The organism is Providencia sp. SP181 (genome assembly GCF_050446505.1).
Taxonomy (GTDB): Bacteria; Pseudomonadota; Gammaproteobacteria; order Enterobacterales; family Enterobacteriaceae; genus Providencia; species Providencia vermicola.
Genome location: NZ_JBBPXM010000004.1, coordinates 249,369 through 273,156, shown reverse-complemented (window position 1 = coordinate 273,156; position 23,788 = coordinate 249,369). Strand labels below are relative to the sequence as shown.

Here is a 23,788-nt window from a genome sequence, read left to right as displayed (position 1 = left end):
TTATGCTCAATCAAGAACTGGAGCTTAGTTTAAACGTAGCTTTTACGAAAGCGAAAGACAGTCGCCACGAATTTATGACTGTTGAGCACCTATTGCTGGCGTTACTGAGTAATATCTCGGCACGCGAAGCTTTAGAAGCTTGTAAGGTTGATCTTGTCGCTTTACGTCAAGAACTGGAACACTTCATCGCGCAAACTACACCCTTGTTACCCGAAAATGATAACAGAGACACCCAACCGACGCTCAGTTTTCAGCGTGTGTTACAAAGGGCGGTATTTCATGTGCAGTCATCGGGTCGTAGCGAAGTTAGCGGGGCAAATGTGCTTGTCGCGATTTTCAGTGAGCAAGAATCTCAAGCTGCGTACTTATTGCGTAAGCACGATGTTAGCCGCTTAGATGTGGTCAACTATATTTCTCATGGTACGGTAAAAGGTGAAGAATCGTCATCGTCAGATAACGATATGTCCAATAACAGTGCACCGAATGAAGAGCCACCGGTCTCAGAAGACCACATGGACAACTTTACGACCAATCTGAACCAACAGGCCAAAAAAGGGAATATCGACCCGCTGGTGGGCCGTCAGGCTGAATTAGAGAGAACGATCCAAGTCTTGTGTCGCCGCCGCAAAAACAACCCGTTGTTAGTGGGGGAGTCTGGTGTTGGGAAAACGGCGATAGCGGAAGGCCTTGCATGGCGTATCGAACAGGACGATGTGCCTGATGTCATGAAAGGTTGCACGATTTACTCCTTAGATATCGGTTCATTGTTAGCGGGAACGAAATACCGTGGGGATTTTGAAAAACGCTTCAAAGCCTTGCTCAAAATGTTGGAAAAAGACCCCAAAAGCATACTGTTTATCGATGAGATCCACACTATTATTGGTGCTGGGGCTGCATCAGGTGGGCAAGTGGATGCTGCTAACTTAATTAAGCCACTACTTTCGGGTGGGCGTATTCGCGTGATTGGTTCAACCACCTATCAAGAATTTGGTAGTGTGTTTGAAAAAGACAGGGCGCTAGCTCGTCGTTTCCAAAAAATTGATATTGTTGAACCGACACCAGAAGAAACCATTCGTATTATTAATGGGTTAAAACCGAAATACGAAGCACATCACGATGTGCGTTACACTGCGAAAGCCATCCAGGCAGCGGTAGATTTATCGATTAAATATATCACCGACAGGCATTTACCAGATAAAGCCATAGACGTGATTGATGAAGCTGGCGCGCGTACACGTTTAGTTGTACCAAGCAAACGCAAAAAAACGATTGGTGTTCCTGAGATCGAAACTGTCGTTGCACGTATTGCGCGAATTCCAGAAAAAACAGTTTCATCGAGCGATAAAGACAAACTCAAAACCCTTGATTCACGCTTGAAGATGTTAGTATTTGGGCAAGATAAAGCGATTGAGGCGTTGTCTGAAGCGATCAAAATGAATCGCGCAGGGTTAGGGTTAGAAAATAAACCTGTCGGCTCCTTCTTGTTTGCAGGGCCTACAGGGGTAGGTAAAACGGAAGTCACGGTTCAATTAGCCAAAGCGCTGGATATTAAATTATTGCGTTTTGATATGTCTGAATACATGGAACGTCATACCGTCAGCCGTTTAATTGGTGCGCCTCCAGGCTATGTAGGCTTTGATCAAGGTGGCTTACTGACTGATGCGGTGATCAAGCATCCACACTCTGTGGTGTTATTGGATGAGATTGAAAAAGCGCATCCAGATGTATTCAACATTTTATTGCAAGTGATGGACCACGGCACACTTACCGATAACAACGGCCGTAAAGCGGATTTCCGTAACGTGATTGTCGTCATGACCACAAACGCAGGGGTTCAAGAAACGCAGCGCCGCTCGATTGGTTTCGCAGAGCAGGATAACAGCACGGATGCGATGTCGGAAATCAAGCGTGCTTTCTCGCCTGAGTTCCGTAACCGTCTTGATGGTATTATCTGGTTCAATTCACTGACGCCAGAAATTATCACCCTGGTTGTTGATAAATTCATTGTTGAGTTACAAGCGCAGTTGGATGAGAAAGGCGTGTCAATTGAGGTGAGTGCGGCAGCACGTCATTGGTTATGTGAAAAAGGCTATGATAAAGCAATGGGTGCCCGACCTATGGCGCGCGCAATTCAGGAGAACCTGAAGAAACCATTAGCAAATGAATTGCTATTTGGTTCACTAACCAACGGCGGCTCTGTGAGTATCGGGCTTGATGAAAAAAGTAACACACTGACATACAGCTTCAGTAGCGTGCACAAGGCCTCTCCGGAGGATGCGGTATTCTGACATAATTAACCACAGGTGTCTCATGCACCTGTGGTAATGTCAGGCCTTGCCTGAAGAGGTAATCAACGGCTACGGAAAATGATTCGGCCTTTGCTCAGGTCATAAGGGGTTAACTCTACAGTTACCTTGTCGCCTGTCAGGATGCGGATATAGTTTTTACGCATTTTACCAGAAATATGAGCAGTCACCACGTGACCGTTTTCCAGTTCAACACGGAACATTGTATTTGGCAGGGTATCTAAAACTGTGCCCTGCATTTCAATATTGTCTTCTTTGGCCATCTAATCCTCTAAGTTTAATAACCGTGATTTTTAACGGGCAAGATAATGCCCAAAAACCCGCACTAAGTAAAGAAGTGTCGCATTTTAATGCGATCTTTATGCTTATGTGAAGGAATAAAATTAATAATAAACCAACGTTCACTAATTGAAAATTGGCGGTAATTCAATCGATTGCGGTATCCAGCAGGCGGGGTCTATCCCTTTGTCACGCCACCGATAAAGAATATGTAAAAAATCCCTACGGGATATTTCTTTTGCGCCAAGTGAGGCGGTGTGGTGGTTAAGTACCTGACAATCAAAAAGCTGCCCATTATAGCGCAAAAAATGAAAATAGAATGTAATAAAAGCAAATTTGGATGCATCATTCATTCTACTGAACATGGATTCCCCACAAAATAGATGGCCCATATTCACACCGTATAGGCCGCCAACCAGTTTGTCGTCATACCAAGCTTCAATAGAATGAGCCATCCCTTCGTGGTGTAACTCAAGGTAACCTGCTTGCACTTCAGGTAAGATCCACGTTCCTTCTTCACGCACAGAACACGCTTCAATAACATCCTTGAAAGCGTGGTTAACCGTAATACGATAAATCTGCTTTTTTAACACTTTTTTCATTGAGCGGCTGATGTGTAAATCGCCCATCAATAATACCGCTCTTGGGTCTGGTGACCACCATAAAGGCATCTCACTTGGATTGAACCATGGGAAGATACCATCATAATACGCTGCTTGCAGCCTTTTTGATGAAAGATCGCCTCCAATAGCTAATAAACCATTGGGTTCCCGCATCGCTTCCGAGACGGGAGGGAACAAATATGAGTCATCATCGAGTTGGTACATATTGCGCCTCAGTGTGTTTTCTGAGCCCAATGGCGCTGGCGGAATTGGTAGTATTGACCTTGCCTATCTAACAACGCTTGATGGGTGCCTTGCTCGACAATTTTACCACTATCCATTACGCAGATGTTATCCATTTCTTCTAAGCCTTGCATGCGGTGGGTGATCACAATCAAGGTTTTGTCAGCACATTTTTCTTTTAGTAACGCTAAGATTTGCTGTTCAGTTTGTGCGTCTAAGCCTTCTGTTGGTTCATCCATCAACACTAGCGGTGTGTTGTGCAACAATGCACGGGCAATGCCTAAGCGGCGCTGTTCACCACCAGATAATTGGCGACCACCTTCCCCCATCCACGCATTGAGTTTCAACTCATTTTCGAGCAAATTGCCTAAGCCGACTTGTTGTAAAACTGCATTCAATTCAGCATCGGTAGCTTGCTCATTCGCTAATAATAAATTATTACGCAGAGTATCACTAAACACATGCACACGTTGCGGTACAACCGACATGATGCTACGGAGTGATTTTTCACTAAATGCATTAATTGGCTGACCATTTAATGTAATTGTACCGCTATCGACATCCCATGCACGGGTTAATAATTGTAAGAGTGTTGATTTACCACAGCCTGTTTTCCCAAGTAGGGCGAGGTGTTGGCCTTTAGCTAAGCGCAATGACACGTTATCGAGGACGGCAAATGGCTGTTCAGGGTAGGTGAACGAGATATTATCGACAGTCAGGCTTTCTAGTGTTGTGATTGAAGGGCTTTCGCTTGGGAACGTCACTTCAGGTTTTGCTGTCATTAATTGGGAAACCCGTGTTGCAGAAGCAATTACTTGCCCCATATGCTGAAAGGCGACGGCGACAGGCCCTAAGGCTTCGAAGGCGGCTAACGCACAGAACACAAATAGCGCAATCAATGCACCAGGTTTAGTATCTCCACCGACGTGCTCAGCGGCCATCCACAGCAGTAAGGTAGCAGTGATCCCCGATGCGAATAAAATAATAGCTTGGGATAACCCTGTTAGTGCAGCTTGTTGCTGCTGGCGAGCTTGCCAGCAGTTTTCAATTGCCCAAAGGTTTTGGCGAAAACGTGTGGTTGCACCAAATAAGGTTAACTCCGCTTGCCCTTGCAGGGCTGAAGTTAAGATAGTGCGATAGTCACCGCGTAGCTCTGTGAGTTCGCGACCAATAGGCTTACCTGCATGGTAAAAAACAAATGGCATTGTGAACAATAAGAACAACATGACGCCACCTAGTGTCCAAGCAAGGCGTGGGTCAAGGTAGCTTAAACCGAAAATCAAGACAAATGTGACAAAAAATGCCGTGATAATCGGCGATAATACACGTAAATAGAGGTGATCAAGGGTTTCGACATCAGCCACTAAGCGGTTTAATAGCTCCCCTTGGCGAAAACGGCTAATGCCCCCCGGAGAAAGGGGTAACACTTTACTAAAGGCAAAAACACGTAAGTGAGCAAGGACTTTGAATGTTGCATCATGGCTGACTAAGCGCTCGCCATAGCGTCCTGCAGTACGGAATATTGCCGCACCACGTACGCCAGCTGCGGGCAGCATATAGTTGAAATAATATAAGCCAGGGAAGCCCGCAATCGCGGTGCCAGCTAAGAACCAACCTGAGAGGGTTAATAGCCCAATACTGGCAAGCAATGTCACGATGGCGAGTATGATCCCAAGCGTTATTAAAAACCAATGGCGGCGGTAGAGGGCTAAGAAAGGATATAAAATTTTCATTATCAGAGCTCCTCACTGCGATGGGCTAATAACTGGGCAAAAGCGCCTTCAGACTGACTAAGTTGAGAGTAATTCCCTTGCTGAATGATTTGGCCGTTTGCCATCACCCAAATTTGGTCGTAATCCAAGGTTTCTTCCAGTAAATGAGTGACAAGCAAAGTGGTTTGCTGCTCAGATAGCTGGTTCAGTGTGTGCATGACACGTTGCTCACTGTGCGAATCAAGGCTTGCTGCAGGTTCATCAAGCAGTAGTAATCGTGAGGGTTTTAATAAAATCCGAGCGACAGCAACACGTTGTGCTTGGCCCACTGAAAGCCGCGCGGCGTAATCACCAAGGCGAGTATTTAAGCCATTGGGTAAGTGAGGTAAAAACTCGGAAACATATGCTTTATCAATAGCGTGTTGAATTTCTGCCTCAGATGCATTTGGTTTACCTAAACAAATATTTTCAATGAGTGTTTGTTCGGGTAAATGTGGGTTTTGCCCAACCCAGCCGAGCAATTCACGCCATTTTTCAGGGCACAACTCACGCAGTTCAATATCATTAACTGTCACTGAACCGTGGTAAGGCAAAAAGCCAAGTAATAAGTTGAGTAATGAGCTTTTACCTGCACCACTTTGCCCAACCAGTGCGATACGCTGTTGTGGCTCGATGGTGAAATTTAACGGGCCAGCAAGGCGTACACCGTCGTGGGATAAAATTTCGAGCTGGCTGGCTTGAATGCGAATAGGGCCATCAGATAACGTTTTTATACCTTGTTGCGGCTTTTCTTCCCCTTCACTATTTAGCAGTGTCTCTAAGGTTTCAGCAGCACCTACTGCTTGAGCTTTAGCATGGTAATAAGTGCCTAAGTCACGCAGTGGTTGGAAAAATTCGGGGGAAAGGATCAGAGCAAGGAAGCCTGCAAACAACGTGACAGGTAAGCCATAGCTACCAAAGTTCATTTCACCCAAATACGAAAAACCGAAGTACACGGCAACCACAGCAATAGAAATTGAGGCGAAAAACTCTAATACGCCAGAAGATAAAAATGCCATACGCAACACTTCCATCGTTCTGGAACGGAAATCTTCAGTGGATTCACGAATTTGCTGAACTTCTGCTTTTTCACGGAAGAACAGGCGAAGGGTATCGAGCCCTCGGAGTCTGTCTAAGAAGCTGCCACTTAAACGGCCAAGTGCGATAAAATTGCGGCGGTTCGCATCAGCGGCGCCTAAGCCAACTAACGCCATAAAAATAGGGATTAAGGGGGCAGTGACAAACAGGATCATCGCGGCTGCCCAATTGAATGGGAAAATGGCGATAAGGATCATGATGGGCACAATCCCTGCTAAATACATTTGAGGAAGATAGCGTGAATAGTAATCTTGCATATCTTCAATTTGCTCAAGGATAATGGTTGCCCAGCTTCCTGCGGGTTTACCTTTAACCCAAACAGGGCCGAGTTCTTGGAGTTTATCTAATACGCGAGTGCGAATTTCTTGGCGCACAACTTGGCCACAACGAAAACCAACCCGTTCTCGAATGTAAGTCACAATGGCACGTAAAACAAATACGCCAATCAGAAGGCAAAATGGGGTCAATAGCTGTTCTCGCGGGGTGCCATCCATAATCAGTGCTTGTAGGATGACGGCTAAGAACCAAGCTTGAGCTATGATCAACAATCCACTGACCATGCCTAACAGCATGGAGATCCGCAACCAGCGCTTAGCAGGTGCACTGTGTTGTTTTAACCAACGTACCAATTCAGTCTGTCTTGATTTATCCATAATGATTTAGTTAGCAGGTGTCGTTTTAATGTCATTGAGTATAGTTAGGTTATGAAAACCTAACAGCGTTTTGTCGTTCACTGTGAGTCAAATAACATCAGGGCGGAAAATAATGATCAAACAACGCATTTAATAAAAATAGTGAGAGCGGTGTTTTTGATCTCGACCTGTAATTCGATTATTTACGCTACATCATAACAGCTTAAGTGGCAGATGTTGCATAATAAAAGTCGGTTATTTAATGTGGAAAGTGCTTTGTTATCAAATTGTTCTGTAAAGGTAAACTGAATATTTCAACTTAAAAAAGCATAAAAGTGATGGAATGCTACTGTATTTTTACGTAATGAGAAGACGGCTTAACACAAAATTGTTAAGCCGTTGGCATTTTTATGGAAATTTAAGGTGTGGGAGTTATATTTAGCCACTCTTTCGGTTTTAAGGTAAATTGTCCGTTAAGCAAATTATCCCAAGCTTTATCTTTTTTCTGCACGGTATTGAATGAATGGCTTTGTGTATCGACAACTTCCCAGCTTTGTTCTATTTCCTGCCAAATATTGCAATCAATAGTTGAGCTAGTCGGGTAGGAATAACACATAACCACATCATCTTTCCCATCTTGATTCACATCTGCCATAAAACCTAAGCATGAATAAGGTTCATGTTTTGATGTGCAATACCACGCACTGCTGAGGTTATCACCCAAATCAAACCAGTTATCTGGCAACGTAGGGCTGTTTTTCGCTTGTATGAGTACCTCTTTGAGTGGTTTTTGTTGCTCTTCAGCATAAGGGCTGGTTTGGAATTGTTTTTGATACTCAGGATTGCTATTTAGTTGTTCAAACGCGAGCTTACCTTCAGCACCTAATTGCTTTAAGTCATAAGCGAGCGAGCTATTCACTTTGATTTTGCCGTTATTCACGCCCGCTACAATGCTATTGATGGTTATGGTTTTGAAATTGGCGATAGGGCTATTGATCACGAAAATAATGGCGATAAGGGAGAGAATACCGACTTTATTAATCGTGCCGAGTGAGGTCATCCACAATGTTTTTTTGCGAATGATTGCAAGGCTATAGGCTAAAACAACCAAAGCTAAAAATAGCGCGACGGTAAAAGCATATAACCGCTCGATGCTCCAACTGTATTGATTCACCCGCACAAGAATGCCGTACAGTGAAAGCCCAGAAAAAGCATTGAGCAAGATAATATTTATTAAAACAAAGGCATTCAGCCCTTTACGGAATTGGTATTGTGTACTGCCATCCCCATAGACAAAATTAATAAAAATGAGATTAAGGATCACAAACCACAGCATTACGGCAGAGCCTAAGCCTGCGGAGTCCAACCCAGAAAAATAGGAAATAACAAAGCCACCTAAGAAAATGACCGCAACGACGTTTAATAATGGCAGGAAGAAACGGGCAATAAAGCTCACGAAGTTACTGAGTTGAATATCAACAGTTGCACGTAAAAATGTTAAGCCAATATTAAAACCAAGGGTAAAACAGACCCAATAAATGACTTCATTATCAAGAATGTCACTTAAAAAGTGCAAATTAACTATGCCAAACAAAAAGCTGGCTAATTTCACAATTAAGGTCAAGAGCCCACCAATTGCCGAGGCTAATACACCTAAGAAGGTATTTTTAATATATAGCCCCATTAAGCAACCGTAATTGATTTTCCATGACTGTGTTGCTTGCAGTAATTGCATCCACGGGAGCATGAAAAATAACAGAACAGTCAGCGTAAGGAATGCAATAAAGGGGTTGGCATCAGAAGGGGTTTCAAAGTCTTGACTATGCCAAAAGTTAACCCAACAAGTTAAAGCAATAGTTAAAGCGATACTAAGATAGAAAACCACAGATTTGGCGTTAGTGATTAAGTAGCTAACCACTGATGGCACGAATATCGCCAGTAACATGGGTAGGAATACCGTAGTTGCATCTAACTGGCTGTCAGAGCGAATAGAGTAATCCGTTGTTGCGGCAATGACGATGCCCTGAATGATGGCGAGTATGATAACAATAAAATACGAATAGCCACGAACGATATCACGCCCTGATGGTTGCTCCATATCAATACCTATAAAGTTAAGATCATGTAAAAACAGTATAGGCAGTGCAGGAGAAGGGCAATATAAACTTGCTCTTAAAAATAGATGTAAAAAACAACCATTAAGATGAGTAGGAGTAATGCATAAAAAAGGCTTCAACCAAGTTAAGGTAGAAGCCTAAACTATAAATAAGTTGCTAATTATTTAGATGCTAAGCCATCGAGGTAACGTTCCGCATCTAATGCTGCCATACAGCCTGTACCTGCCGAGGTAATGGCTTGGCGATATATGTGGTCCATGACATCACCTGCGGCGAATACGCCTTCTACAGAGGTTTGTGTGGCATTACCTTGGGTACCTGATTGTACTTTGATATAGCCATTATCTAAATCGAGCTGACCATCAAAAATAGCGGTATTTGGGCTATGGCCAATCGCGATAAAGGCGCCCATTACTGGGATATCTTCAGTGGTATGCGTTTTCGTACATTCAAGGCGCACACCTGTCACACCCATATCATCACCTAACACTTCATTTAAGGTGCGATCCGTATGCAGTACGATATTGCCGTTTTCGACTTTATCCATTAAACGGTTGATCAGAATTTTTTCTGCGCGAAAGCTATCACGGCGGTGAATTAAATGTACCTCGGAGGCGATATTGGATAAATACAGGGCTTCTTCAACCGCTGTATTACCACCCCCAACGACAGCAACTTTTTGATTGCGATAGAAAAAACCATCACATGTTGCACATGCAGAAACACCGCGACCTTTAAACGCTTCTTCAGAAGGTAAACCAATATAACGTGCAGATGCCCCCGTTGCGATGATTAGCGCATCACAGGTATATTCGTTTTCATCACCAAATAAGCGGAATGGACGTTGTTTTAAATCCACTTTATTGATGTGATCAGAGATAATTTCGGTTTCAAATTTAGCAGCGTGTTCATGCATACGGTCCATGAGGCCTGGACCCGTTAGGCCTTCAGGGTCACCAGGCCAGTTTTCGACTTCCGTTGTGGTCGTCAATTGACCGCCTTTTTCCACCCCAGTAATCAGTGCAGGACTTAAATTTGCGCGAGCTGCATATACAGCTGCTGTATAACCTGCGGGGCCTGAACCTAAAATGATTAACTTGCGATGTGTGGTTGTGCTCATGAATTCCTCTTTTAATCTCAAAAAAAGCATGCTTAGGATTGTAGGAGAAATAGGAAGGTAACAAAAGTGATTTAAGTGCGACTTAGTTTTATGCCACTTATTTCTCTGATAGGCAAGACTCGCCAAATGTAAAAAAATGTGACAAAAAGGTAGGGGAGTCACGCTTCATGATTTTTAGGAATTATCTTGAATTAGCGCTGCGAAACGTTTTACTGGAAAAAAAAGCGAAATCTTGTACTGATTTTTATTCATTTGCTTTGACAATCGGCTGCGCATTTGCGAAAACATCTATGTAAGAGTTAATTATCTAGCAGGTCAATGGAAATGGCGCATTTTTGTTCTTGCTGGAAAATTAGCTTTACACTACTTACAAACTTAAAAAATGAGTCACGATTGTGAATGATCATTACATTCACACGAACTTCAGCACTATAAATAGAATTTGCCCTGAACACGAATTCCTAATAAAAAAGGTAGTTGGCAAGGGGCTCATTTTATAGATGTAGAAAATAACAATTAGAGAAAGAGAGATAAAGAGATGATTGACAATAAAAAGCGTCCTGGCAAAGACCTTGACCGTATCGACAGGAATATATTAAACGAACTACAAAAAGACGGGCGTATTTCTAACGTAGAATTATCCAAGCGTGTTGGTTTATCCCCAACACCTTGTTTAGAGCGTGTACGCCGTCTTGAAAGACAAGGTTTTATTTCAGGCTATACAGCCTTGTTGAACCCGCATTACTTAGATGCATCCCTATTAGTGTTTGTTGAAATTACATTAAACCGTGGTGCGCCAGACGTGTTCGAACAGTTTAATACTGCAGTTCAAAAGCTTGAAGAAATTCAAGAATGTCACTTAGTTTCAGGTGACTTTGACTACTTGTTGAAAACGCGTGTGCCTGATATGTCCGCATATCGTAAGCTACTAGGGGAAACGCTGTTACGTTTACCAGGTGTAAACGACACACGTACCTACGTAGTGATGGAAGAAGTTAAACAAAGCAACCGTTTAGTGATTAAAACTCGCTAATCAAGGCTTTTTTGACCTCACTTCAGCACAGCATTATTGGCTTTGTTGTCGCACTGCAGTTTCAACGCTGAGTTTACTCAGCGTTGTTCCGTTTTAGCACCCTAATAATTTCTTCAATTTTTCTTTTTAAATCGGTAAGTTAACAGCTACTAGTGCCTTTCTTACGTTCTTTTACGAAACTCCCTTGTTTATCGATAAGTTTTATTATCAATTTATTGATTTTAAAGCTATAAATAATTAGGAGTTTTGACGATAAATAGAAATTGAATCCAAATACATTAGATGAAATACTGAGTTACTATATATTAATCGGGCATTTATTTGTCTTAGAGCCAGCAAAACAGGCATTTTAGGGCGATTAATGTTAGAATAATCAGAGTCAGTGAAGAACATCAGTCAGTAAAGAAACAATAATGAGCCAAGAATACACAGAAGATAAATACATCAAATTTAAAAAACTCAGTAGCGGAAGACGGCTATTAGAGGTGATTTTGCTCGCGATTTGCTTAAGTGCCGTTTTTCTTATGGTCGCGTTATTAAGTTTTAGTCCTTCAGACCCGAGTTGGTCACAAACAACGTGGAACGCCCCTGTGAAAAACTTGGGGGGAAGTGTGGGGTCGTGGAGCGCTGATATTTTGTTTTCTGCTTTTGGCATTTTGGCTTTTGCTATTCCACCACTGTTGTTATTGGGTTGTTGGGCTATCTATCATTATGAAAGCCAGCGTCGCTACATAGATTTTTTCTCGCTTTCTTTACGCCTTATCGGTGGTCTTGCATTGATCCTTTCTTCCTGTGGATTAGCCGCCTTGAATTTTGATGATTTACCCAACTTTGCTTCTGGTGGCGTGATTGGTAGTGTATTTAGCAGTGCCATTATGCCTTGGTTTAATTCATTAGGTGCCACATTGGCACTGTTGTTCTTATGGGCGATTAGCTTCACGTTGTTTACAGGTTGGTCATGGTTGACAATTGCAGAAAAAATTGGAGCGGCTGTCCTGCTTCCAATTACGTTATTAACCAACCGTGCGAGAGGCGATGACCTGGATGATTATGAAGTAGAGGAAACTGAAGATGCGCTACAACGAGCGCAAGAGGCTGAGCACTTAGCGAATGATAATGAACAATTACTCGATTCCGATGATGTGCTGTTTTCAGCGCCAACTGTTGCTGAGTTAGTTACTGAAAATACGCCGCAGCCAGAGTCCATTGAGGTGCAAAGTCATATTGAGGCTCAGCCAGAAACCTCTACGGTAGTTGAGTCAGATGCTTTACCCTCTTTCTCAGCGGTAGATGAACCGAATACATACCACTTTGAGGTTCCTGATGATTACCAGCCACAAGCCAGTGGGCGTTTTGATAACTTAGCGGAGCCTGTTATTTCTCAATCAGATCATGTTCCTGCAGCGCCATCTGCATTTAGTTCTGTCAATGATCATGAGTTAAAATATCAAGAAAAACAAATAGTTGATAATGAATTTAACACGTCAGCGATGCCTGTAGAACCCGCATCACAAAATACATTCGCCGCTCAAGTCCCCTCAGAATTATTTACACCTGCGCCAGTTGTTACCGATGTCCCTGTTAGTTCTTCCGTTACTGAGCGGGTTGCTGATGCGAGTGCTTTAGCTGCAGTGGGTATTTCTATTGCTGCGCTTGAGCGCCACGCACAAGTTAAGCAAAATATGGAGCCTGAACTGCCAAGGCCTAATCCTGTTCGTTTGCCGACACGCCGCGAGTTATATGGAATTCGGATCCCATCCCAGCGTGATGCAGAGTTACAACGTCGCCAAGAAGAAGCCTCTAAACGCGAAGAAATTTATCAGCAGTGGTCAACAAATGACGTTGAAGATGCGCAAAATAGTGACGATTCGCAACAAGATGAATTACTACGCGCTCAATTCTTAGAGCAGCAACGTGAGCGCTATGGTGAAGTGGATAGCACGGACTATGAGCCGCCTGTTACGCAAACCGCGCCAACAGAGTTCCCCGACGTACAGCATGTGGAGCAAGCAGAACAATCGCCAGCCAACACATGGACGCAGCCAACCATTGAGCATCGTTGGCCATCTTCATCTGATTTATCCGCCAATACGCATAAATTTGCTGAACCTGAAGTGGCATCTATTATTCCTAGTGATGCTTTTGAAAGCCAATTTGATGATGAGCAAAAAGACGTCGAACCGAAGATTGATTTACGAAGAGAATTCTCGGTATTGGATAGCTTTTCTCCTGTAGATGATTTAGTGGATGACGAGCCTGCTGATCCACTCTTTATGCCAACATTTACCGCTGTTGAATCGCCAATAGTTCCACCAAATAATTCGCATTCAGGGCTTGGCAATAGCCAACCTGCAACACACACTTTTGCACAGCCACAGCAGCCACAGCAGCCACAGCAGCCACAGCAGCCACAGCAGCCACAGCAGCCACAGCAGCCACAACAGCCACAGCAAGATAGCTTATTCCACCCGTTCTTGGTGCGTAATGATCAACCACTACCAAAACCAACAACGCCGATGCCTTCTCTTGATTTATTGGCAAGTCCACCAGAGCAAGAAGAGCCAGTGGATATGTTTAAATTAGAGCAAACGGCAAGGCTGATTGAAGCACGGTTAAATGATTACCGAGTGAAAGCGGAGGTTGTCGGTTTTTCTCCTGGGCCAGTTATCACCCGCTTTGAGCTTGATTTAGCGCCTGGTGTTAAAGCTGCGCGTATTTCGACACTATCCCGTGACCTTGCGCGTTCATTGTCAACGGTTGCTGTACGAGTTGTTGAAGTGATACCAGGGAAACCGTATGTTGGGCTTGAACTACCAAATGAAAAGCGCCAAACCGTTTATTTAAGTGAAGTATTAGATTGCGATGATTTTAGAAAAAATCCATCGCCACTGACGATTGTTCTTGGTAAAGATATTGAGGGTGATCCTGTTGTCGCGGATTTAGCTAAAATGCCACACTTATTAGTGGCGGGTACGACAGGTTCAGGTAAATCGGTTGGGGTCAATGCGATGATCCTCAGTATCTTGTATAAAGCGAAACCTGAAGATGTGCGCTTTATTATGATCGACCCAAAAATGTTGGAACTTTCTATTTATGAAGGTATTCCTCATTTATTGACAGAGGTTGTCACAGACATGAAAGACGCTGCGAATGCACTGCGTTGGTGTGTCAATGAGATGGAACGCCGTTATAAACTGATGTCTGCGCTGGGGGTTCGTAATTTAGCAGGTTACAACGAAAAAATTAAAGCTGCGGCGGATATGCAGCGTCCGATCCCTGATCCATTCTGGAAACCAGGGGACAGCATGGAAACGGAACATCCAATGCTGAAAAAAGAACCTTACATCGTCGTTATGGTGGATGAGTTCGCAGACTTGATGATGACTGCAGGGAAAAAAGTGGAAGAGCTGATCGCAAGGCTGGCTCAAAAAGCCCGTGCCGCAGGTATCCACTTGGTTCTCGCGACTCAGCGTCCTTCAGTTGATATCATTACTGGGTTAATTAAAGCCAACATTCCAACACGTATTGCCTTTACAGTATCGAGCAAAATTGACTCGCGTACCATCCTCGATCAAGGTGGTGCAGAGTCGTTATTGGGGATGGGTGATATGCTTTATTTACCACCTAACTCATCAATCCCAATGCGTGTACACGGTGCTTTTGTTCGTGACCAAGAAGTCCATGCAGTGGTAAATGATTGGAAAGCGCGTGGTAAGCCGCAATATATTGATAGCATCACAACGTGCAGTGATGATAGTGAAGGTGGTGGTTATGATGGTGGTGGTGAAGAACTTGACCCACTATTTGACCAAGCTGTTGAATTTGTTGTTGACAAACAACGTGTCTCCATTTCAGGCGTTCAACGTCAATTCCGTATTGGTTATAACCGTGCCGCGCGAATTGTTGAACAAATGGAGCTCCAAGGCATTGTCAGTGAACAGGGGCATAACGGAAACCGAGAAGTGCTTGCGCCGCCATCAATGGGGCATTAAAAGTGGGTAGCAAATTAATAATTTAAGGTGCTAATTGCGGGTTTAATTTGAGGGGTGTATAACGTCATCACGCCTCTTAAGGTAATCATATTAAGGTCTTTGTTCGATGAAAAAAATGATGTTGTTAGGTGCATTAGCCTTCAGTTTACATATCGGCCAAGTGCTGGCCGATGCGAGTCAAGACCTTCAGGCACGACTGAATAAGGTCAATAGTTTCCAAGCCAGTTTTTCACAAAAGGTCACTAGCCCTGAGGGCGATCTTGTTCAAGAAGGCGTCGGCGATTTATGGTTAGAGCGCCCTAACTTATTTAACTGGAACATGACTTCTCCCGACGAAAGCGTGTTAGTTTCTGATGGCAAGAATTTATGGTTTTATAACCCATTTGTTGAGCAAGTGACTGTGACGAACTTAGCGGATGCAACGCAGGATACCCCATTTTTATTGATCACACGTAATGACCCGAAAGATTGGAAACAATACTCAATCATTCAGCAAGGTAATACTTTTGATCTTAAACCTAAGCAAACCAACGGCACGTTGAAAAAATTCTCAATTACGGTTTCCCCAGAAGGGACTATTGAGAAATTTTCTGCGGTTGAGCAAGATGGGCAAACCAGTGCTTATCAGCTAAAACAGCAAAAAAATGGCCGTGTTGATGCCAGTAAGTTTAAGTTTACAGTGCCGAAAGGCGTAACGTTAGACGATCAACGTTCAAGTGCTAAATAAGCCTTAAACTTGTTATTATCGTTAACCATTAGTATTTTCTGCTGGTGGTTAGCGAGTCAGTTATTTGCTTTTAAGCGGCAATAAAGAGGATATTGTGGGTAACCTGTCTCTCGATTTTTCGCAGAATGAATTTCAACCTTTAGCGGCGCGTATGCGGCCCGAAACCCTTGAGCAATACATTGGTCAACGGCATCTGCTGGCGGAAGGAAAACCATTGCCGCGAGCAATCAAGGCTGGGCATCTGCATTCTATGATTTTATGGGGGCCACCAGGAACAGGCAAAACGACACTGGCAGAAATTATCGGTCACTATGCTCAAGCGGATATTGAACGTATATCTGCGGTGACTTCAGGTATTAAAGAAATCCGTGAGTCCATCGAAAAAGCGCGCCAAAACCGCAGTGCTGGGCGTAGAACGATTCTGTTTGTGGATGAAGTTCATCGTTTTAATAAAAGTCAACAAGATGCCTTTTTACCGCATATTGAAGATGGCACGATCACCTTTATTGGTGCGACGACTGAAAACCCTTCATTTGAATTAAATTCAGCATTGTTATCCCGTGCAAGAGTCTATTTGCTCAAGTCCTTAGAAGAGGACGATATTGAGCAAGTGTTATTACAAGCGCTAGCAGATACATCCCGTGGGCTTGGTGGGCAAAATATTGTGTTACCCGATAGTACACGCAAGATGATAGCTCAGCTCGTTAATGGGGATGCAAGGCGCTCGCTAAATTTACTTGAAATGATGGCGGATATGGCTGAAGCCGATAGCCAAGGCCAGCGAATTTTAACGGCAGAGTTACTCAAAGAAGTGAGTGGTGAACGTACCGCGCGGTTTGATAACAAAGGTGACCGTTTTTATGATCTGATCTCTGCATTGCATAAGTCAGTTCGTGGATCAGCACCAGATGCGGCATTGTATTGGTATGCAAGGATCATTACGGCAGGGGGCGACCCGCTGTATGTGGCTCGTCGTTTGTTAGCGATTGCTTCCGAAGATGTCGGGAATGCAGATCCCCGCGCGATGCAAGTGGCAGTTTCTGCTTGGGACTGCTTTACACGAGTCGGGCCAGCAGAAGGTGAACGTGCTATTGCTCAAGCAATTGTATATTTAGCCTGTGCTCCTAAAAGTAATGCGGTTTATACGGCATATAAGGCTGCAATTAAAGACGCACAAATGCAGCCTGATTATGATGTGCCTAATCACTTACGCAATGCACCAACAAAGCTCTTAAAAGAGATGGGAGCAGGCCAAGAATACCGTTATGCCCATGATGAGCCAAATGCCTACGCTGCGGGTGAGAATTATTTCCCTGAACCAATGCAAGCAAGCCGTTATTACTACCCAACAAAACGTGGCTTGGAAAGCAAGTTTGCTGAAAAATTAGACTGGTTAGCCCAACAGGATCAAATTAGTACCACAAAACGCTACCGCTAAACTGGGCAATGCGGTAAGGTTATATAGCGAAATACTTTACTTTATTGATGGTGCTAGAATGCATCATCAAAAGTATTATCTATTACTCACAATACTCACAGGATAAGCATGCTCGATCCCAATTTACTGCGTACGGAGCTAGACGCGGTTGCTGAAAAACTGGCTCGCAGGGGTTTTACCCTTGATGTGGAAAAGCTGCGTGAATTAGAAGAACGCCGCAAAGTTTTACAAGTTGAAACTGAAACCCTGCAAGCAGACCGTAACTCGCGATCGAAAACTATCGGTGCGGCTAAAGCTCGTGGTGAAGATATTGAGCCATTACGTCTGGAAGTTAACCAATTAGGCGAAAAATTGGATGCTGCGAAAGCAGAGTTAGACAAGCTGCAACAAGAAATCCGTGATATTGCTTTAAGTATCCCGAATATTCCAGATGACCAAGTACCAGATGGCAGAGATGACTCTGATAATGTCGAAGTTGCACGTTGGGGCGAGCCTCGCCAGTATGATTTTGACGTTCGCGATCACGTTAGCCTTGGTGAATTAACAGGGGGGTTAGATTTCCCTGCAGCGGTTAAGCTAACAGGTGCGCGTTTTGTTGTGATGAAAGGGCAAATTGCCCGCATGCACCGTGCGTTAGCACAGTTTATGTTGGATTTACATACTGAGCAACATGGCTATCAAGAACTGTATGTTCCGTATTTGGTTAACCATGATACGCTGTATGGTACAGGTCAATTGCCAAAATTTGGTGAGGACTTATTCCACACTAAACCACTGGAAGAAGAAGCAGATAGCAGCACTTATGCGTTGATCCCAACTGCTGAAGTACCTGTGACTAACTTGGTTCGTGATGAAATTTTAGATGAGGATAAACTTCCTCTGAAAATGACTGCTCACACACCATGCTTCCGTTCAGAAGCGGGCTCTTATGGCCGTGATACCCGTGGTCTTATCCGTATGCACCAGTTTGACAAAGTTGAGTTAGTGCAAATTGTTCATCCTGAAAAATCGATGGATGCACTGGAAGAATTAACAGGTCACGCTGAAAAAGTGCTGCAATTACTGAACCTACCTTACCGTAAAGTGATTTTATGTACTGGTGATATCGGTTTTGGTTCACGTAAAACTTACGATTTAGAAGTATGGTTGCCAGCGCAAAATACTTACCGTGAAATCTCTTCTTGTTCAAACATGTGGGATTTCCAAGCGCGTCGTATGCAAGCACGCTTCCGTGGTAAGAGCGATAAGAAAACTCAACTCGTTCATACATTGAATGGCTCAGGTTTAGCAGTGGGTCGTACATTGGTCGCAATTTTAGAAAACTACCAATTAGCAGATGGCCGTATTGAAGTGCCTGAAGTATTACGTCCATATATGAAAGGGCTAGAGTATATCGGTTAATTTCGGTTACGCCTTTTATAAATAAACCGCGGCTGGTAACAGTGGCGGTTTTTTTTATGACTCAGTTTCGCGATTTCTAATGAAAACCCCTCTCAGACTTTACCTGATCCCGCCTCAGTATTTTCCAAATAGCGCTCTTCGGCGAAGGTCGTTAGTCTAACGGTAAATTGAGTTTATTGGAGTCGAATAGGTGGAAATAGTCATTGGTGTTTTTCTATTGGCAGGGGTTATAAAAGGCGTGATCGGCTTAGGGCTACCAACGATTGCAATGGGATTATTAAGTACCGTAATGGAGCCCGCAGTGGCAGCTAGTTTGCTGATTATTCCTTCTTTGGTCACCAATATATGGCAATTATTGATTGGGCCACAGTTTATGGCGTTAGCGAAACGACTCAGTGGTTTTGTGATTGGGGTGTTGCTTGGAACATGGTTGAGTTTTTTACCTTCATTAACATCATCATCCACTTGGACATTACCTGCATTGGGTGTTGTACTGATTATCTATGGGGGATGGGGAATAATGGCTAAAAAAATGCCATCGTTCGAGAAACATGAAATATGGCTTTCCCCAACGATTGGTTACTTTACTGGGGTGATCACGGCAGCAACGGGGGTATTTGTTATCCCTGCGGTACCTTATTTGCAAACACTGAAATTAAATAAAGATGAACTTATTCAGGCGCTAGGGCTAGCGTTTACAGCATCAACAGTGGCACTGGCAATCAAATTATCCATAGACCACCAGCAAAATGATATTGATTGGGGGCTATCTTTCTTTGCCTTAATACCCGCTATTGTGGGGATGTATCTTGGACAATATTTTCGGCGGGTTATTAGTGAAAAGCTATTTCGGCGTTGTTTTTTTATCGGTTTAATTGGGCTGGGGATTTATATGGCAAAACAATGGGTGATCATGGTTGCCAGTTAATTAGAAAATCAATAAATTCATTGGTGTAATCAGGTAATAGGCTGAAGTCGCGTGCACAAATCACTAATTTTCGCTGCGCCCAATTCTCAGCCAGTTGCAATATTTGGGTGTCGGAGGGGCCATAGCGCAGTGCGGCTTGTCGCGGAATGATAGCAATACCAATACCTTGGTTAACCCCTTGCATTACAGCGTCTAAAGTAGGCATATGTACACGGTAATGAAGCCGTTGGCCTTGCTGTTTAGCATTATCATCAATATGGGTTTGTAACGGGTTATCTTCTGTTAAGCCAATAAACTCAGCACCAATAATGTCCGCAAATGAAACACGCTTTTGGTTAGCCCATAAGCTATCTTTATGAACAAATACCACTAATTCATCTGAGCTACATGGACGAGTATCAAGCCCTGCCAAGTCGACAGAATCAGCAATAATACCGACATCTGCAACTTTATTTTTAATTGAAGTTACAATATTCGCACTTGGCATGTCTTTTACTGAAACAGACATATTTGGTTGTTGGCGTAAATAAGCATGAAGACGAGACGGCAAAAATTCCATCTGTGCTGAAGTATTGCATAGGATATTGATATGCCCGCGTAAGCCACGGCTGTATTGCTGCATTTTATCTTGCATCAATTCAATTTGCTGTAAGATGATTTTTGCATGTTCAATAAATGCATAACCGGCATCGGATAATGCAACACCTTTCGCTGAGCGGGTAAATAGATTAACGCCTAATTCATTTTCTAAGCCGCGTATCCGTTCACTGGCGGATTGCAACGTAATATAGGTCAACTTTGCCCCATGAGTAATACTTCCTGCATTGGCGACATTTACGCACAGTTTTAAATCGGTAATATCAAAATGCACGGGGTAGCACTCCAATTTATAAAGGGAAGTTATTCGTTTAATTCAAGGAATATAAGTGAATTAGAGGCTGATAGCAAAGAGGGAAAGCAAGTGCTTCCCCTCTAAAAATGATGACTTTAAATCATCATGTTTATTGGCTTATTTAACTTGTGAGAAAAACAGGCTACGGTAGCTGCTGTAATAGCAAACATACATAATTGGCATAGAAACTAATAAACCTAAGCCTAATGGGATCACAGAAATAATCATTAAGATAGACAGAACGATAAAGAATAGGATGCCTGGCAGGATATTTTTCTTAACTGCTTGTAGGCTAGCTGAAATTGCAGCACCAACAGTGAAATCGTGGTTCATAACCAAAGCAGGGGCAAACCAAGTTAATGCGGTACCCACTAAACCAGCGACAGCCATCACGATAATAGCAAAGAAGAATGAACCTGAGGACGCTAAAATAGCCGCATCAGATGGTGATCCGTATTGGTTGCTTTCCATTAATAAACCAAACATCGCAGAACCGCCAATGATGAAAGCGATGATCATACCGACTAAGTTTGCTGCAAAGTTAATGGCGCCAACCGCAAACAGTGCACCGAATTTGTTTTGGAAACCCGCAAACAGTAAACCGATTTCTGCTTGTCCAGTTTTACGCTGATTTTCACTGATAGCAATAATACCGCCAACAAAGATTGGAGTAATAAAGGTGATCAGTAAGTTTAAGAATGGGATCATGGAGATAATCAGAATCAATGCAAACAATACGATATTGATTAAGATCCACATACCCAATTTTTCTTTAACCAGAGACCATGATTGGCTGATCCAGTTAACACCTTCACCCGCATCAACAGCGCGAGGTTCAGCGTGAAAAACAAAAGTATCAACTTGAGTTTGAGCGTTAGTGTTAGGTGCAGGGTTGTTATCTGCACTGAAGTTTTCATTGTTCATGATAAAAAAGGAACCTATTTGTCGTAGTGAATTAGCAATAATTATTATAAAAAGTTTGTGAGTTTATATGCACTCTTTTACTTTATCGGCAGTAGTATGCAGATAAGTGAATACATTATAAAGCAGACTATTCTGGTAAGGTATTTTTGATTAACTTTTTCTTAATACAACATTTTTTAGGGTAATAAGGTCATTACTCATTTGATATTGAATTTATAGACTGTTTAGTTTGGTGTTTTTTGGTTAAATATAGGGTTATTTTAACTTTAACTAGGATGGTTTTTTATGAAAAATGGTTATTGTGTGGAATAAAATATAACTAATAACCATTATGAAGAATAAGGTAAGCGTCGGTAAGTTATTCAAAAATAGATATAGGGTATGCATCGAGTGGCTTGATTTCTTTTAATACAAACATACTTTGCATTTCTTTAATGCCTGGCAATCTGCGAATAACTGACATGGCAAAATCAGCGTAAGAATCTAAATCATGAGAAACCACTTGCAGTAAAAAGTCAGTATCACCACCAATGCTATAACAGGCGACAACGTTCTCAAGCTCGCTGACTTCCTGTTCAAATTTTTGTGCTTCTGCCTCGCTGTCACTATCAATAATCACACGTACAAACACCATAACACCAAGGCCAATTTTTTTGCGGTTTAGAATAGCGCGATAACCTTGAATAATATTATCTTCTTCAAGTTTTTTAACTCTCCGCCAGCAGGGTGAGGCGGACATGCCTACTTTTTCAGCCAGTTCATGGTTGGTGATCCGTGCATCCTCTTGCAGTAGTGAAAGAATTTTTGTTTCTGTCTTATCAATTGCCATAAATGAATATTCCTACCTATTATTGACTAAATAGAGAAAAAAATTACCGAATAATAAGCTTGCCATAGCTGAGTTAGAAAGCCTATTTCTTTCTTTAAATGCCATAATTATCGGGAAATTGAACACAATTAAAAACAGTAGGGGACATAAATGATATTTAATCCAGCTGAGCATCGCTGCGCTATCGTGGTTAATCAGGATTTATCTAACGGGCTTGCAATGAATGCCGCCAGTGTGATTGGTGTGAGCTTAGGAAATAAAGTAAACAATATGGTGGGGCAAGATTTAAACAGTGCAGATAATATTCATTATCCAGGGGTGATTTATGCCCCTTTACCGATTTTAAAATCACCAGAGCAGTATATTAAAGACATAGAAGAAGCTGCATTAAAAGAAAGTGAAATTTATATCATTCCTTTTAGTCTATTGGCGCAATCGTGTCGCACTTATGGTGAGTACCAGCAAAAGTTGTCAGAGCATGAATATAAAAATATTCAGTTAGCGGGTATTGGGCTGGTGGGAAATAAAAAGGCGGTGACTCAGCTTATTGGCCATTTGCCTTTATTTAAATAGGAATAATGGCAAATAAATAAAGAAGAGGCTCAATGTTGAGCCTCAACTTATTTAGTACATGACTTTGTGCCCATAGCTTTCAAGAATGCTTTTGACACGTTCCATCACTTCTTTTGATGGTGGTTTAACTCCATCAAGCTTGTATTCTTCACCCATGGTTTCCCATTTGTGTTTACCAAGTTCATGGTAAGGTAATAATTCGATTTTTTCGATATTACCCATGTTTTTAGTAAATTCGCCGAGCAGATGTACTGAATGATCATCATCACTCCAGCCTGGTACAACAACATAACGCACCCACGTTTTTTGATTACGTTTAGCTAAATATTGTGCGAATTCTAACGTTCGGTGATTGGAGACACCGACTAACTTTTGGTGAATATCATCGTTGATTTGTTTTAAATCTAACATCACCAAGTCAGTGACATCCATCAGTTCATCAATAACAGGATCATAGCGACGAACAAAACCGTTAGTGTCCAAACAAGTATGAATATTCTCTTTCTTACAGGCGCGGAACCAATCACGGACAAACTCTGCTTGTAAAATAGCCTCACCACCTGAAGCGGTGACACCGCCGCCCGTTGCATTCATAAAGTGACGATAGGTGACCGCCTCTTTCATTAATTCATCGACGGTGACAATGTTGCCGCCGTGGGTATCCCAAGTATCGCGGTTGTGGCAATACAAGCAGCGCATTAAGCAGCCTTGGAAAAAGACAATAAAACGAATGCCAGGGCCATCAACAGTGCCGCAAGATTCAAATGAATGAATACGGCCTAACGTTGCTGGCGATTCTGTTTTAGTGATATCGGTTGTTGTAATAATTTCGGCAGACATAGCAGGTACTCCAAAATATCCGTCATACTTCTAAGACTTTATGCATGAAATAGTGATTTGTAG

The 23,788-nt window shown here is 42.7% G+C and carries 18 protein-coding genes; 8 read left to right on the top strand and 10 right to left on the bottom strand.

Annotated elements, in window-relative coordinates; translation table 11 throughout:
- Positions 1–2 precede the first annotated feature (2 nt).
- Positions 3–2,288 carry an ATP-dependent Clp protease ATP-binding subunit ClpA gene (gene clpA / locus AABS66_RS09180; protein WP_430224837.1) on the top strand — a complete coding sequence of 762 codons (2,286 nt, stop codon included), beginning with the start codon at positions 3–5 and terminating at the stop codon, positions 2,286–2,288.
- Between the two features lie 62 nt (positions 2,289–2,350).
- Here the strand turns inward: clpA and infA are convergent, their stop codons facing one another.
- The 6 genes from infA to trxB form a co-directional block, all read right to left on the bottom strand.
- Positions 2,351–2,569, bottom strand: coding sequence for a translation initiation factor IF-1 (infA, locus tag AABS66_RS09175; protein WP_004244560.1), 219 nt, complete (start codon positions 2,567–2,569; stop codon positions 2,351–2,353).
- A gap of 141 nt (positions 2,570–2,710) precedes the next feature.
- Positions 2,711–3,412, bottom strand: coding sequence for a leucyl/phenylalanyl-tRNA--protein transferase (gene aat, locus AABS66_RS09170; protein WP_206085441.1), 702 nt, complete (start codon positions 3,410–3,412; stop codon positions 2,711–2,713).
- Positions 3,413–3,420: 8 nt separating this feature from the next.
- Entirely contained in the window at positions 3,421–5,163 is a 1,743-nt protein-coding gene (gene cydC / locus AABS66_RS09165) for a heme ABC transporter ATP-binding protein/permease CydC (protein WP_206085442.1), read from the bottom strand.
- Positions 5,164–5,165: 2 nt separating this feature from the next.
- Positions 5,166–6,932: a heme ABC transporter permease/ATP-binding protein CydD gene (gene cydD, locus AABS66_RS09160; protein ID WP_272538773.1), complete on the bottom strand. Its 1,767-nt coding sequence runs from the start codon at positions 6,930–6,932 to the stop codon at positions 5,166–5,168.
- Between the two features lie 397 nt (positions 6,933–7,329).
- Complete coding sequence (locus AABS66_RS09155; RefSeq protein WP_206085444.1) at positions 7,330–9,009, bottom strand: DUF7057 domain-containing protein; 1,680 nt, start codon at positions 9,007–9,009, stop codon at positions 7,330–7,332.
- Between the two features lie 179 nt (positions 9,010–9,188).
- Complete coding sequence (gene trxB, locus AABS66_RS09150) at positions 9,189–10,148, bottom strand: thioredoxin-disulfide reductase (protein ID WP_206085445.1); 960 nt, start codon at positions 10,146–10,148, stop codon at positions 9,189–9,191.
- Between the two features lie 538 nt (positions 10,149–10,686).
- Here trxB and lrp point away from each other — a divergent pair.
- From lrp to AABS66_RS09120, 6 genes are all read left to right on the top strand, one after another.
- Entirely contained in the window at positions 10,687–11,181 is a 495-nt protein-coding gene (gene lrp, locus AABS66_RS09145) for a leucine-responsive transcriptional regulator Lrp (protein WP_004918089.1), read from the top strand.
- Between the two features lie 413 nt (positions 11,182–11,594).
- Positions 11,595–15,173 (top strand): DNA translocase FtsK 4TM domain-containing protein, encoded by a 3,579-nt coding sequence (locus tag AABS66_RS09140; protein ID WP_430224836.1) that lies wholly within the window; start codon positions 11,595–11,597, stop codon positions 15,171–15,173.
- 106 nt (positions 15,174–15,279) lie between these two features.
- Positions 15,280–15,900 carry an outer membrane lipoprotein chaperone LolA gene (gene lolA, locus AABS66_RS09135; RefSeq protein ID WP_206085447.1) on the top strand — a complete coding sequence of 207 codons (621 nt, stop codon included), beginning with the start codon at positions 15,280–15,282 and terminating at the stop codon, positions 15,898–15,900.
- Between the two features lie 94 nt (positions 15,901–15,994).
- Positions 15,995–17,338 (top strand): replication-associated recombination protein A, encoded by a 1,344-nt coding sequence (locus AABS66_RS09130; protein WP_206085448.1) that lies wholly within the window; start codon positions 15,995–15,997, stop codon positions 17,336–17,338.
- Positions 17,339–17,446: 108 nt separating this feature from the next.
- The gene (serS, locus tag AABS66_RS09125; protein ID WP_206085449.1) at positions 17,447–18,739 is read left to right on the top strand and encodes a serine--tRNA ligase; all 1,293 of its coding nucleotides are present in this window, start codon (positions 17,447–17,449) and stop codon (positions 18,737–18,739) included.
- Between the two features lie 190 nt (positions 18,740–18,929).
- Positions 18,930–19,667, top strand: a complete 738-nt coding sequence (locus AABS66_RS09120) for a sulfite exporter TauE/SafE family protein (protein ID WP_206085450.1) — start codon at positions 18,930–18,932, stop codon at positions 19,665–19,667.
- On the opposite strand, the gene AABS66_RS09115 is transcribed toward AABS66_RS09120, so the two are convergent.
- The 3 genes from AABS66_RS09115 to AABS66_RS09105 form a co-directional block, all read right to left on the bottom strand.
- On the bottom strand, positions 19,651–20,538 hold the full coding sequence (locus AABS66_RS09115; protein WP_272538768.1) for a LysR substrate-binding domain-containing protein: 888 nt from the start codon (positions 20,536–20,538) through the stop codon (positions 19,651–19,653). The genes AABS66_RS09120 and AABS66_RS09115 overlap by 17 nt on opposite strands.
- A gap of 138 nt (positions 20,539–20,676) precedes the next feature.
- Entirely contained in the window at positions 20,677–21,483 is an 807-nt protein-coding gene (locus AABS66_RS09110) for a BPSS1780 family membrane protein (protein ID WP_206085452.1), read from the bottom strand.
- A gap of 358 nt (positions 21,484–21,841) precedes the next feature.
- Positions 21,842–22,312 (bottom strand): Lrp/AsnC family transcriptional regulator, encoded by a 471-nt coding sequence (locus tag AABS66_RS09105; RefSeq protein WP_206085453.1) that lies wholly within the window; start codon positions 22,310–22,312, stop codon positions 21,842–21,844.
- 150 nt (positions 22,313–22,462) lie between these two features.
- On the opposite strand from AABS66_RS09105, the gene AABS66_RS09100 reads away from it, so the two are divergent.
- A complete protein-coding gene (locus AABS66_RS09100; protein ID WP_206085454.1) occupies positions 22,463–22,885 on the top strand; it encodes a DUF2000 domain-containing protein in 423 nt (140 codons plus the stop codon).
- 51 nt (positions 22,886–22,936) lie between these two features.
- Here AABS66_RS09100 and pflA read toward each other — a convergent pair whose 3' ends face one another.
- Positions 22,937–23,725, bottom strand: a complete 789-nt coding sequence (pflA, locus tag AABS66_RS09095; protein WP_206085455.1) for a pyruvate formate lyase 1-activating protein — start codon at positions 23,723–23,725, stop codon at positions 22,937–22,939.
- Between the last annotated feature and the right edge of the window lie 63 nt (positions 23,726–23,788).